The 13,135-nt window shown below is 63.4% G+C and carries 10 protein-coding genes; 7 read left to right on the top strand and 3 right to left on the bottom strand.

All coding sequences use genetic code 11. The features are described 5' to 3' along the window. Positions 1 to 20 precede the first annotated feature (20 nt). The 3 genes from FHS13_RS01875 (at position 21) to FHS13_RS01865 (ending at position 8,278) form a co-directional block, all read left to right on the top strand. Positions 21 to 7,148: an RHS repeat-associated core domain-containing protein gene (locus FHS13_RS01875; protein ID WP_343064871.1), complete on the top strand. Its 7,128-nt coding sequence runs from the start codon at positions 21 to 23 to the stop codon at positions 7,146 to 7,148. Positions 7,149 to 7,242: 94 nt separating this feature from the next. After that, complete coding sequence (locus FHS13_RS01870; protein WP_221442196.1) at positions 7,243 to 7,461, top strand: hypothetical protein; 219 nt, start codon at positions 7,243 to 7,245, stop codon at positions 7,459 to 7,461. Between the two features lie 331 nt (positions 7,462 to 7,792). After that, positions 7,793 to 8,278, top strand: coding sequence for a hypothetical protein (locus tag FHS13_RS01865; RefSeq protein WP_184286325.1), 486 nt, complete (start codon positions 7,793 to 7,795; stop codon positions 8,276 to 8,278). Positions 8,279 to 8,426: 148 nt separating this feature from the next. Here FHS13_RS01865 and FHS13_RS01860 read toward each other — a convergent pair whose 3' ends face one another. Then, positions 8,427 to 8,801 (bottom strand): VOC family protein, encoded by a 375-nt coding sequence (locus tag FHS13_RS01860; protein WP_184286322.1) that lies wholly within the window; start codon positions 8,799 to 8,801, stop codon positions 8,427 to 8,429. Between the two features lie 429 nt (positions 8,802 to 9,230). Between FHS13_RS01860 and FHS13_RS01855 the strand changes: the two genes are divergently transcribed. The 3 genes from FHS13_RS01855 (at position 9,231) to FHS13_RS01845 (ending at position 10,947) form a co-directional block, all read left to right on the top strand. Further along, complete coding sequence (locus FHS13_RS01855; protein ID WP_184286319.1) at positions 9,231 to 9,707, top strand: hypothetical protein; 477 nt, start codon at positions 9,231 to 9,233, stop codon at positions 9,705 to 9,707. A gap of 332 nt (positions 9,708 to 10,039) precedes the next feature. Continuing rightward, a complete protein-coding gene (locus tag FHS13_RS01850; protein ID WP_184286317.1) occupies positions 10,040 to 10,348 on the top strand; it encodes a hypothetical protein in 309 nt (102 codons plus the stop codon). Positions 10,349 to 10,359: 11 nt separating this feature from the next. Continuing rightward, a complete protein-coding gene (locus FHS13_RS01845) occupies positions 10,360 to 10,947 on the top strand; it encodes a hypothetical protein (protein ID WP_184286315.1) in 588 nt (195 codons plus the stop codon). A 611-nt stretch (positions 10,948 to 11,558) separates the two neighbouring features. Here FHS13_RS01845 and FHS13_RS01840 read toward each other — a convergent pair. Then, the gene (locus FHS13_RS01840; protein WP_343064870.1) at positions 11,559 to 11,801 is read right to left on the bottom strand and encodes a VOC family protein; all 243 of its coding nucleotides are present in this window, start codon (positions 11,799 to 11,801) and stop codon (positions 11,559 to 11,561) included. A 103-nt stretch (positions 11,802 to 11,904) separates the two neighbouring features. Between FHS13_RS01840 and FHS13_RS21260 the strand changes: the two genes are divergently transcribed. Beyond that, a complete protein-coding gene (locus FHS13_RS21260; protein WP_246404294.1) occupies positions 11,905 to 12,240 on the top strand; it encodes an ABC-three component system middle component 6 in 336 nt (111 codons plus the stop codon). A 12-nt stretch (positions 12,241 to 12,252) separates the two neighbouring features. Here FHS13_RS21260 and FHS13_RS01830 read toward each other — a convergent pair whose 3' ends face one another. Continuing rightward, positions 12,253 to 13,104 carry an SDR family oxidoreductase gene (locus FHS13_RS01830; RefSeq protein ID WP_425491113.1) on the bottom strand — a complete coding sequence of 284 codons (852 nt, stop codon included), beginning with the start codon at positions 13,102 to 13,104 and terminating at the stop codon, positions 12,253 to 12,255. Between the last annotated feature and the right edge of the window lie 31 nt (positions 13,105 to 13,135).

Genomic DNA, 13,135 nt, shown 5'->3' with positions numbered 1-13,135 from the left:
GGTGGGACAGGAGGAAGACCGTGACCCCCCGCAGTGATGTCCCCATCCGTCCTGGTCGGATCAGGCGGAGCCTGACCTACGGCACCGCACTTCTGATGATGGTGGCGCTGTTCAATACGCTTCCGGCCTCGGCCAACGCCTACAATCACCAGCCCGAGGTCGATGATGTTCCTTCTGTCGAGGGCCACGACCTGGTGGCCCAGGCCATGGCTGAGGACAATGCGGTGGCCGAGGCGGCTCTCACCGCCCCAGAAGAGATTGATTGGCCGGAGGCTGCTTCCAGCGACCTTGCATTGGAGGATGGGGCCCAGAACCTGAGCGGTCGGGAAAAGTCGCCTATCACGGTCGCTCCGGTGACAGGAGCAGATTTCGACGAGTGGGATGTACCCGAGCATTGGCAAGAATGGGCCCCTGAGCTCCAACCGGAGGAAGACCCTCAAGAGATACCAGAACAGGAGGAATTGGTAGAGGAGAAGGCGCCGGAACAGGAAGAGCCGAGCACGGAGGAAACCGGAGAGATCTCCGAGGAGGGCCCTGAGCAGGGCAACGACGCGGAAGCCTCAGAAGCCGCTGTTTCTTCCCCTGAGAGCAGCTCATCCCCACCCCGGAGCGACTCCCGGAGAGAACCCACCAATCCTGATGCATCACAACCGCAGATTGATGTCTTCGCCGACCCCGAACCGGTGGAGTCGGTCCGGGTTGACCTCCTGGACCGTGCCGAGGCCGAGGCTATCGGCGTCGACGGACTGCTCGTCCACGTCACCCGCACTGATGACTCACCTTCCATTGCTCCAGTGCAGATGAAGGTTGACTATTCGGAGTTCGCCAACGCATTCGGTGGAGACTATGCCTCCCGTTTGAGCGTCGTCGAGGTCGATCCCTGTCTCCTTGACGATTCCTGTGCCTCTGACGCCCCGGTCACCTTCGATTCGCCCCAGCTTCTGGGTAATGACCTCGAGGAACAGAGCCTGTCCGCAGTTGTGGCCGCAGCCCCTGCCCAGGGGGCTCTGTTCGCAGTTGCATCTGCACCTGCGGGAGGTAACGGTGACTACGGTGCGACTCCGCTGTCTGCCTCCTCCACCTGGAACGTCAACACTCAAGCGGGCGACTTCTCTTGGTCCTACGGTCTGTCGGTCCCGCCCGCGCCCAGCCAGCTCTCCCCCGCGGTGTCGCTGAGCTATTCCTCAGGCGGGGTCGACGGACGTATTGCCACATCCAACAACCAGACCTCGTGGATCGGCGACGGTTTCTCCTACGCACCTGGCGCGATCGAGCGTCGCTACGCCGCCTGCGTCGACTCCGGACATGACACCGGTGACCTGTGCTGGAACACCGACAACGTCACTCTCTCCATGAGCGGGCACTCCGGAGCTCTTGTTAAGCACGAGGACGGCACCTACCGCCTCACCAACGACGACGGCACCAAGGTGGAGCGCCTCACCGGCGCCACCAACGGTGCCCACAGCGGTGAGTACTGGAAGGTAACCACTCCCGACGGCACCCAATACTTCTTCGGCCGCAACCGCCTTCCCGGTTGGTCCAGCGGTGACCCCGAGACCAAATCGGCACAGACCATGCCCGTCTACGCCGCCAAGTCCGGGCAGCCCTGCTACGACCCGAACTTCTCCGAGTCATGGTGCCAGCAGGCCTATAAGTGGAACCTTGACTACGTCGTGGATGTGCACGGCAATGTTATGACGTTCTACTACGCATCTGAGACCAACCACTACGGTCGTAACCTCACTAAAACCGCCACCCCTTACGTGCGTGCCGCCAATATCAGTCGGATCGAGTACGGGCTGCGCAGTGACGACGTCTATGCCATTGCCCCGGCCCGCATTGTCTTCTCCACCTCCGAACGGTGTCTGCCTACAGACTCCTTCGACTGTGCAGTAGAGAAGCGCACCTCTGCCAATGCCGAACACTGGCCCGACGTACCTCTGGATATGGCGTGCAAGGCGAATGAATCTTGCACTGGCACGCACACACCGACATTTTGGTCCACCAGAAAACTCGACTCCGTCACCACTCAGATCCGACAGGGTAACGAGTACACCAAGGTCGACTCCTGGAAGCTCGAACACTCCTTCCCTGAGTCAGGCGACGGCACAGGACCGACTTTGTGGCTGGACTCGGTTGAGCACACCGGTCACGTAGGCGGTACCGAGACCCTTCCCAAAGTGAGCTTTGCCGGCACTCAGATGCCCAACCGGGTCGATTCGCCCACCGACAACATCGCCCCCATGCTCAGGTGGCGTATCACCTCGATCTACACCGAGACAGGTGGGCAACTCGACATCACTTACTCCGAGCCGGAGTGCGAACCGGGCAAGACCCCTAAACCGCACAGCAACACCAAACTCTGTTACCCGGTCAAGTGGACCCCCGAGGGCGGAGTGGAACTGACCGACTGGTTCCACAAGTACGTCGTCACCGAGGTTAACGAACTCGACCTGGTCACCGACCAACCCACCCTCACCACCAGCTACGACTATGTGGGTACCCCGGCCTGGCGCTACACCGAAGCCGACGGCATGGTCAAGGACAAGTACCGGACCTGGGCCGATTGGCGTGGCTACGACCGTGTCATTGTCCGCACCGGGCACCCCAGTGAGCAACGTACCGAGACCGAGTACCTGTACTTCCAAGGCATGGACGGGGACAAGCAGCCCAGCGGGACACGCAATGTCTCTGTCACCGATTCGCGCGGAGTCGCCCACACCGACCATAAGGAACTCAACGGCATCCTGCGTGAGGTGATCACCCGTAATGGGGAAGGTGGCGAGGTGATCTCCCGTGAGATCACCACCCCCTGGCTGCAAAAGACTGCCGAGGTTAACCATTCCTGGGGCAGCCAGAGCGCCCACATGATTCAGACCGAACAGGTTGTCAAGTTCACCCGCAAGGCGGATGGAACCTGGTACCAGACCCGCGTCGACAACACGATCAACGAGCGAGGCGCGGTTACACAGGTGCGTGACCACGGTGACGTGGACGTGTCCGGTGACGAGAAGTGCGTCAACACCGACTACGTCAGCAACACCGACAAGTGGATACTCAACCTCGCTTCCCGGACCGAGACGCTGGCGGTGGACTGCAGCCAGAGCCCTGAACGCCCTGCCGATGTCATTACCGACGAACGTGTCTTCTACGACGAAAAGGAACATGGAGCGGCACCGACTCGGGGGTTGCCCACCCGTACCGAGAAGCTCGACTCCTACGAGGAGGGCGATCCCGTCTACCAGGTGGTCCAGCAGGCCGAGTTCGACCTCTACGGCAACACTGTTTCCGAAACTGATGCGGCCGGCGGTGTGACCACCACCGAGTACACCTTCACCAGCGCCGGGCTCCCTGAATCCACCACTGAGACAGACCCGCTCGGTCACACCACGACCACCAGAGTCGACCCCACGCGTGGTTTGCCTGTTTCAGAGACCGATGCCAACGGCCGCACTATGGCGATGTCCTATGACCCGCTCGGCCGCTTGGTCAGTGTGTGGCTTCCTGACCGGGATCCTGAAACGGTCAGTCCCACCACCGAGTTCGAGTATCACATTCGCCAGGACGCGCCTACCTCGATTGTCACGCATTCACTGGGGACACAGGGCGAATACGTCACCAGTTACGAGATCTTCGACGCGTTTCTGCGACCGCGCCAGGTACAGACCCCGGGTGTGAACGATGGGCGGCTGATCACCGACACCTTCCACGACACCCGTGGACAGATCGTCAAGGAGCGCGAAACATACCACAATAAGGAGAGTCCGAGCGACTCCTTGTTCATTGTCGCCAACGACGCAGACATCCCACGCCAGACCGAGACTCTCTATGACGGGGCTGGTCGTGCTACCGACGTCATCCATGTCGCTTTTGGCGAGGAGCGTTGGCGCGCCACTACCGAACACCACGGTGACCGATTCCTCATCACTCCGCCCGAAGGCGACATAGCCACCACCGTCGTCAATGACGCCCATGGACGGATGGTCGAAACCCGTACGCACTACGGTCCTACACCCGAGGGTGCATACGACTCGATCACCTACACCTACGCCAAGAACGATGAGCTTGCTTCGGCCACCGACCCTGAGGGCAACACCTGGTCCTACAGCTACGACCTGCGCGGTCGCCTGGTTCGGACCGAAGACCCCGTTGCCGGGACCACCACAATGTCCTACAACCAGCTCGATCAGCTGGTTGCCAAGACCGATGCCCGGGGGGAGACCCTCGCCTACACTTACGACGCTGTTGGCCGCCAGACCGGTCTGTACGACGACAGTCCTGACGGGACTCTGCGTGCCAGTTGGGTCTACGACACCCTTGCCAAGGGCCATCTGACCTCAGCTACCCGCTACGTGGATGGCAACGCTTACACCAGTCGGGTCGTGGCCTACGACAAGTTCTACCGGCCCACCACAACAGAGGTCCTCGTCCCCTCCAGCGAAGCAGGGATCTCAGGGCGTTATCGCTTCTCGACCTATTACAACATCGACGGCACGGTCCGGGCAGTGACAATGCCGGCGGCAGGTGGACTGGGTCGGGAAACAGTGGACTACTCGTTCAACGACCTGGGCCTGCCGGTTCAGATGTCAGGCCTTTCAAACTATGTCACCGAAACGCGCTACAACAACATCGGTGAACTGATCCAACGCACCATGGACCTGGGCGTCTCCGGTACGCATGCGACGTGGATGACTCGCAAATACGATAATGCCACGGGAAGGCTGACCGAAACGAGCCTGGTGCCTCAGTTCGGTGTCACCGGGTCCTTGGCCCAGCAGAGCTACACCTACGACGACGCCGGCAACGTGTTGAGCCTGCGCAACGAGCCCACCGCTGAACACCTGCGGTCGGACGTGCAGTGCTTCTCCTACGACCACATGCGCCGTATGACGGATGTGTGGACTCCTGATACGGAGGGCGAGCAGGCCTGCGCTTCCGATCCCTCGGCAGACGAGTTGGGGGGTGCAGCCCCTTATTGGCACTCCTACACCTACGACGCTCTGGGCAACCGCCTTGTCGAGACCCGCCATGACCCGGTGGCGGACACGGTGCGTACGTACACCTACGGCAGCCAAGAGGGTACGGCGTCGCAGGCACTGACCCAGGTCAACGAGACCGGTCCTGCCGGTGACCGCATGGAGCAGTACACCTACGACGAGGCCGGTAACATGACCGGCCGCATCACTGCCTCCCGGGACCAAGAGCTGGAGTGGGACCCCGAGGGCAAACTGTCCCGCGTGGTCGAAGAAGATGGATCGGCCACATCCTTCGTCTATGACGCCGACGGTCAACGGCTGATTCGCCATGCGCCGGATTCTTCCACTTTGTACCTGCCAGGTATGGAACTGCGTCTGGATCGCACAACACTGCTGAAGGAAGCGACCCGCTTCTATACCTTCGCTGATGAGGTTGTGGCGGTACGTGAAGACGACGGAACCTTGTCGTGGATCCACTCCGACCACCACGGGAGTGGGCAGGTCGCGGTCAACGCCCGCACCGGCGAGGCTACTCACCGATACATGACGGCATTTGGTCAGGAGCGGGCAGAGCAGGGGCAGTGGCCATCCGAACGCGGGTTCGTGAACGGAACTATCGATGAGTCGACAGGACTGACTCAGCTCGGTGCGCGCGCCTACGATGCGTCGTTGGGGCGCTTCATCTCAGTGGATCCGGTCATGGACGTGACCGATCACCAGCAGATGCACGGCTATACCTACGCCAATAACAACCCGGTTTCCTTCAGTGACCCTGATGGACTCTTCCTTGGGAAGATTGGCGACATTGTCGGACGCGTAATGAAGGTTGCGCTGAACCTGATGGCCAGGGTTGGGCAGCGCTATGGCGTTGACATGACCCAGAACCCTCAATGGCGATCCATGATGGGCTTGGCGAACAGGCTGTCTTTCCAAGGGGGTTCGGGTGGCTCTTCGGGGAGCACCTATCAGAGCCAGCAGAGCCAGGCTTATCTGGATGCCAAGAGAGAGCAGGAAGAGGCGAAGCAAAAACTAATCAAGGCCGCTTCTGGGTTGGCTCAGCTGGTTGCTGATGAGCTGGGGATCACGGCAGGACTGGAGTGCTTCACCACAGGGAACCTCGCTGCGTGTGGTGAGACGGCACTGAACGTGGCGCTCATGTTCGTGGGTGGCCTCCCTGCCAAGATTGCAGCGAAATACGGGCTGCGGTGGGGTAAGGCCGCCGAGTTGGGGCGAAAGATCACCGAGCTGGGCGGTGAGCTGGTCAGCGGTGTGAGGGACCTGCTCAAGGCCAACAAGAAGGTGAACAACCTCGGCCGTAAATGCAACAGTTTCATGCCTGGTACTCGGGTGGTAATGGCTGACGGGTCGACCAAGCCGATCGAGGACGTCGAGATCGGTGACAGTGTGTTGGCCACGAACCCGGAGACAGGTGAGCAGACCGCACGGACGGTATTGGCCACCATCATTGGCTCAGGCAGCAAACACTTGGTCGAGATCATGGTCGACCCCACCACCGAGCGTGACGCTCCCGAGGGTGAGAACGGCCAGACCGACTCTGGTTCTGAGGATCAGATCGAGCAGTCGGGTATTCCGGGGCCGGTTGCGGCCGGCGATGTGATCGTCGCGACCGACGAGCACCCGTTCTGGGTCCCTGAATTGGGTGCGTGGTTGTACGCCATCGACCTGTCCCCGGGGACGTGGCTGCAGACTTCCGCAGGCACCTGGGTACAGGTCAACGCGGTCCGGTCCTGGACCCAGTCGGCCACCGTCCACAACCTGACGGTCCAAGGCGTCCACACCTACCATGCGGCTGCTGGGCCACTCGACGTTCTTAGTCACAATTCTGGTGGTGAATCATGTAGCATCACCAATGCAGTCATCTCTGAAACAAAGGATGCCAGAGGTAAAGGTAGCATTGTAGGAAATGTGCCAGTCACTGCTGACCAGGCATTGGATGCAGGAATAGAGTTCCTCGGTTCGGGCTACAGGGAAATGGGCGAAGGCCGCGGGGTTTTTCGGAGTGCCGATGGTCTTAGGCAATTCAGAATCGATCCCGACTCGCTGGACGGGGGCCATTGGCCTGATTTTCCTCACGTGCATTTTCAGATGTTCGATAGTCCTGGTGACAAGAAGAATTCAGTGAACAATCACGTCCCACTCATAGGGAGGTAAGTGGGGTGTTCAATTGGTGATATGGGGTTGTCCTATTTGTTTAGGGGTTTTTAGGGTGTAGCTGCTTGCGGGGGTCAAAATTGGAGTTTCTTCTGTGATTAGTATTGGTGTTGTCGGTAGGATAGTGGAAGGCGATGAAGTGGGGAGGTTTGTCTTTGTCCAGGAGCTCCCAGACGATCCGCCGAGTTACCTGGTCCACACTGCGGCCGATAAAGACTTTAAAATCTCGGGTGGAGATGAGTGGGTTGAGGATTTCTCTTCGTTGGTTGAGTTCTTCAAAGAAGGTGGGTGGACTGTGGAGTGGCTTCGCTAGGTTCGGGTCGTGGCGCCTTACCGTGATCAATCACGGAAGGTTTTCATGGCGGCTTTTCGGGCCTGCCATGTGCCTCTCAATGAGATCGTCTTACTGGAGGCCTCGGGGCGTCCCCGTGAGCGTATTGGATGCCTCGGAGATCGTCTCATTTGGTGAATCTCGGTAGCAGATCAGTCCGGACACCTATCCCTGCCCAATGAGAAGTGCCCCGGCCGGCCGGCAGGGCGACCGCGCCGAGGGCCCGACTTGGACGGCGGACAACCGCCCCGACGCCGGTTCCGTGCAGGAGGTCCACGTCGTCGGCCGGGTTCTCGTACCTGAAGGAGGCGATGTGGCACGTATCGGGATCACCGGTCACTCGAACCTGACCGCGGACAGCGTGCCCCTGGTGCGCCGGGCGCTGGACGAGGCGCTGAAGCCCTACGCGGACAACCGCCTCGTCGGGATCTCCTGCCTGGCGCGCGGTGCGGACCAGCTCTTCGCCGAGGCCGTCCTCGACGCCGGCGGAACGCTGGAGGTCGTCCTGCCCTCGGTGGACTACCGGGAGAACAAGGTCAAGCCCTCCAACCGGGACCAATTCGACGCACTGCTCCTGCGCTCCTCGCTCGTCCGGTACATGCCGCACCGAACTGCGGGCAGTGCCGCCTACGCCGACGCCAACGAGGCAGTCCTGAGCGGGATCGACCGCCTGTTCGCCGTCTGGGACGGCCGTCCGGCCGGCGGCAGAGGCGGAACGGGGGACGCCGTGGAGGCGGCTCGCGGCCGCGGGGTCCCCGTCGAGGTGATCTGGCCTGCGGGGGCCGAGCGCGAGCAGTGACCGGAGAGGCAGCCGTTTTCGAGGAGGAACTGCCCTTCCCGACAGAACTTGCTCCGTATCGGCCACCGCTGGCGGCCCGCGGACGAAGCGCGTCGGTGGCGGACGCTGGGCCCGTTGGCGGGAACCGCGGCGGTGACGTGCGGGGGCGTCAGTTCTCGGACCAGACACCCAGTTCGTTGCCGCTGGGGTCGGTGAAGTGGAAGCGGCGCCCGCCGGGGAAGGCGTAGGGGCCCTGGACCACGCGCCCGCCCGACTTCTCCACAGCTTCGATGGACTGCTCCAGGTCGGTCGAGTACAGCAGTACGAAGGGGCCGCCCGCCCGTACCTCCTCACCCAGGGCGAGTCCGCCCACCTCGGGGGCGTCCGCTCCTTCCGGGTTCCGGATCCCCGCGTACCGGGGGCCGTAGTCGTTGAAGGTCCATCCGAACGCCTCGGAGTAGAAGCGCCGCGCCCGGTCCAGGTCGGTGACCGTGAACTCCAGGTAGTCGATGGCGTGGTGCCGGCGTGCTTGTGAGTGGGTCATGGGCGGATGGTGCACCACGGCTGCGACATTCCGCCGTACCAACACGGCCCTGGTCTGCCGCTGCGCACGGCCACATCCGGCCAGCCGCCGAGGCCCAGCCTTTTGCGGTGACAGGTACAGAGTTGACACGAGAGGAAGGAAGCGTGAGTCAGCGGCGTATGAGGTGCTGGGGGCGCGATTTCCTCGTCTGGAAGGGCGTGGAAGGTCTGGCAGTGAAGTCAGGTACTCCCAGGGTCGCCCGGCCCGTTTCCTGCAGGGGAGGGACGCATCTCCGAAGAATTTCTGCCCCTTTTGATATATTTTCTGCGGTTTGAATATAACTTACTCTATTCTCTTTTTTCTTGGCTTCGTGGATGATGTGGAGGGTGCTTTTATGCGAAGCCAAAGGGGTGTGTCGTGCGGACTCTTTCCTGCGTGGTAGCGGTTTCTGTGGCTCTGGTTCTTGCCTCGGCTCCGGGGGCGGCCTCGGCTGTCGAGAACGACGAGCCGGTCTCTGCCGATATCCGTACGTTTGCCGGCTACGGGGCTTCCGTGCTCGGGACTTTCGAGGCAGCCAGTGGCAACTGCGGTGTCCGGGTCGACATCCCGCATCCCTCGCGTACGACCAACAACCAGATCCACACCCGGGTGGAGTCCTTCTGCCAAGGGAGCGCCATCGTCGACAACACCATTACCGGTAAGTCTTACCGTTCACGTTGGTACGGCTGGGAGCACAGGCGAACCAAGACGAACGGGCCCAAGAACATTTGGCGTATTCGGGTCACTGTCGATGTGGATTGCGACTACGGAAGCCGGCACCGCTGGCGCACAGAAGGATACGGGAGCGGCATGCTCAACGGGCAGCCTGTCAGCGCCAGCGCCTACGAGCAGACCGACAACGAGATCACGTGCGGGGCGAACAACTGACGGGTCCCTCGGCACTGGGGCGGATATACGGCCGGATGCTTTGGGGTGCAGGAGCCGTCTGAGGGATCCTGATACCTCTTGCCGGATGCGTTCCTTCCACACCGGGCGAAAGCACGGATGTGGAAGAGGTGTCCAGTAGCAGGGCAGGAATTCCCTACCTGCCTCAGGAGCAGGTCGAAGCTCCTCTTCAGCCGCCGGGTCTGTACCTGGGCGATGGGTCCGGCGGAGCAGGACTGGACATGGTAGCTGTGGACTGGCGCTCTCTCGGTGGCCCCTTAGACCGACCTGCAGGGGTGGTCGAGTGGCCGGACCGGTCTGCTGTGTCCGAACCGGTGCTTACCCTCACGTTCGACACCCGGCAGCTTCCCTCCCGCGTGGTGCTCTACTCCTATCCGGAGGTCGGCAGGAACGGAGTACCCGACGAGACCGACGGTCGCGAGGAGAGGTGTCTGTTCGCCGAGGGCTCCGCAACGTGCTGGTACCAGGGCCGTGAGGGAGAGGAAGTGCGTGTCTTCGCCGACCGTGCGGATCTGGGTGAGTTCCTGGTGCTCCATGCGGCATGGCCCGTCCTGTCCACGCAGAGTGGAACCGATGATGTGGACATGGTGTCGGGATCCTGGCTGCTCAGAATCGATCCCTGAAGGAGGAAGCCATGCTTGTGGACGCGGCCGCGCTGCTGGCGCACATGACGCGTGAGAGTGCTCGCGCGTGTGTCCTGGTCGAGCGTTCGGAAGGCGAGAACCCGGGTGAGTCGGTCCCGCTCCGGTACCGGATTTCCGCACGTGACCTGCTGCACTGGGAGTACACCGTCGACGAGGCCGGGGCCACGGTGCTCCGGCAGGCCTGCGACGGGCGGGAACTGGTGCAGGACTCCGGACGCGGACCCCTGCGCTCCCCGGTGCCCGGGCACGACACCGTCGACGATCCCCGCTACTTCTACTCCTGGGTGGGAGCCGTCGACACCTGGTTGGTGGAGATGCTGCGTCCCGTCGACCTTCTGGCCCGGGTCCGGGTCACCTCGGTGGCGGAGGAACCTTCCGGTACGGGGTTGCGCATCGGTGCCCTGCCTCTGGGCAGCGAGCCGTCCCCCTACAGCGGCTTCTCCATGCCGGACGGGCGGACCCTGGACATGGTCCTGGACCCTGGACGCGGTCTGCTGGTCCGGGTCGGAATCAGGGCGGCTGACGGCTCCCTCATCGATTACTCGCTCACCGAGGAGTCCGGGAGCGGCACGGCGTGACAGCGGTTGGCACGAGCGCGGCCTGCTACCTGGGGGCGTGGGCGCGGTAAACGTCCAGACCCATCGGGTGGCCGCCGCTGCGGTGGCGGGACTCGAACACGTACCTGCTGGTCGCGGTAGACCGGACGGCGTGACGGATCTCAGCGGGGCCGCCAGGACTGTGTGGGGCTGGGCGATGCGCGTCGGGGTGCCGCGGCCCAGAGGGATCTTCGCGAACGCACAGCGGATGCGGATGCTGCCGGCGTGCGCGACACCGGTGATCTGCCGGTCCGGGCTGCGCCGCAGCTCGGGGCGGTGCCGGACCTTGACGGCCGGGCCACGCTCCCTGCGACGTGGGGCAGGTAGGACTCGACCATGCGCAGCACCACCTCGCTGACGCGGGTGTTGTTCGGTATCTCCCGCACTTGCAGGTGCGGGGCGACGTCATCTGCCATGGCGACGCTGTCGCGGTCCATGATGATGCGCATGTCCGCTCCTCTCGTCAGGGTTCCTTGCAGGAGTCACCCGCTCTCCCCACCCGGTTCGTCTCGCACTGGCTCACTGCTGACGGCCTGTGGACGGAGCACATCGGCGGTGACTGAGAACTGCCGGACGGGCGAAGTACCGAGGCGTCAGTTCTCGGAGCAGACACCCAACTCGTTGCTGCTGGGGTCGGTGAAGTGGAAGCGGCGCCCGCCGGGGAAGGCGTAGGGGCCCTGGACCACGCGCCGGCCCGCCTTCTCCACAGCTTTGACGGACTGTTCCAGGTCGGCGACCGTGAGCTCCAGGTGGTCGATGGCGTGGTGCCGGTGCGCTTGCGAGTGGATCATGGGCGGATGGTGCACCAGGGCTGCGACAGTTCCCGATACCGACACGGCCCCGGGCGGCTGATGCCGTACTCATGTGCTTCTTCGGCGAGTACGAGAACTTTGAGGACCTGCAGCCGGTCAGCGGCACTGCTGTCGAAGGAGGAAAGGCGTGATCGCGCCGACCAGGACCATCTCACCTCAGCGCGCGTTGCTGACCGTGGGCGCCCAGATCCTCATCTCCAGCAGGAGGCAGGACCTCACCGTCAACCAGGCATGGCACAGGTTCCAGGACTGGCGGGCCGAGCACGGCCACAAGGCTTCGGTCCCCTTCTGGTGGTTCGCCCTCGCCCTCGATGTCTTGTATGCGCTGGGGGTCGTCGAGATGCGAGGGGACGTTCTTGTCTTCGGGGAGGTACGGCACGGGGAAGGCCTCCCCGGTGATCTTGCTCCCGGTGGGCAGGGCCACCGTTCCGGTCACGCCTGGGAGCAAGATCATCGAGGCTGAGGGCGGTACGCCCTAGAAGCCGCCGTCGCTGCTGACGAGCTGGCCCGTGACCCAGCGGGCCTCGTCGGTGGCCAGCCACGCGATGACGCGGGCGGCGTCGTCGGGTTCTCCGCAGTGCCCCAGGGCGAACCGGGGAACCAGGTCCTCCATCACCTCAGGGGTGATGTACCCGGTCTGCACGGGACCCGGGTTGACGACGTTGACGGTGATGCCGCGCGGACCCAGTTCCGCGGCCAGGGTGGGGACGATCTGGGCCAGGACCGCCTTGGCGGAGGCGTAGGCGATCTCGCCGGGCATGGGGCCCTTGAACTGGCCCGAGGTCATGAGGACGACGCGCTCTCCGGGGCGGCCGTCGTGCTGCGCGGCGAATGCCTGCGTCAGCAGGAGCGGGGAGCGGGCGTCCACCGCCCAGTGGCCGTCGAGCATCTCGGGGGTCACCTCGGCGAGGGAGGCGTCTCCGCCGCTGCGGGCGTGGTTGGCGACGAGGACGTCCACGTGGCCGAACTCGGCGACGGCGGCGTCCATGACCCTCCGGGGTGCCTCGGGGTCGGCCATGTCGGCGGAGATGTGGGTGACGCGCGCGTCGGGGTCGCCGAGGGCGTCGCGGACGCCTGCGACGACGGCGTCGATGTCGTCGCCTCCCCACGGCTGCACCACGTCGTGCGGTCGGTAGTGGTGGAGCATGAGCCCGGCGCCGTAGGCGGCCAGGCGGCGGGCGACGGCGTACCCGATGCCGCCGCGGCGGCCGGCCCCGGTGACGAGCGCGGTGCGCCCGCGCAGCGGCAAGGGGTCGCGTGCCAGGTCGGTGCGGTCATCAGGGCCGGAGGTGTGTGCGCGCTCGGTCATCGGGAGCCACTGTGCCATTCCGCTCCCCCCTTGCGCACAAGGTTTTCCG

Origin of the sequence: Nocardiopsis algeriensis (assembly GCF_014203695.1) — a bacterium.
Taxonomy (GTDB): domain Bacteria; phylum Actinomycetota; class Actinomycetes; order Streptosporangiales; family Streptosporangiaceae; genus Nocardiopsis; species Nocardiopsis algeriensis.
This window is presented reverse-complemented; position numbering and strand designations above follow the sequence as displayed.

What these genes read in the sequence shown, in the direction of transcription:
- FHS13_RS01860 (WP_184286322.1), bottom strand. Translation starts at nt 8,801, where the DNA reads ATGACCCACTCACAAGCACGCCGGCACCACGCCATCGACTACCTGGAG.
- FHS13_RS01845 (WP_184286315.1), top strand. Translation starts at nt 10,360, where the DNA reads ATGCTTGTGGACGCGGCCGCGCTGCTGGCGCACATGACGCGTGAGAGT.
- FHS13_RS01830 (WP_425491113.1), bottom strand. Translation starts at nt 13,104, where the DNA reads ATGGCACAGTGGCTCCCGATGACCGAGCGCGCACACACCTCCGGCCCT.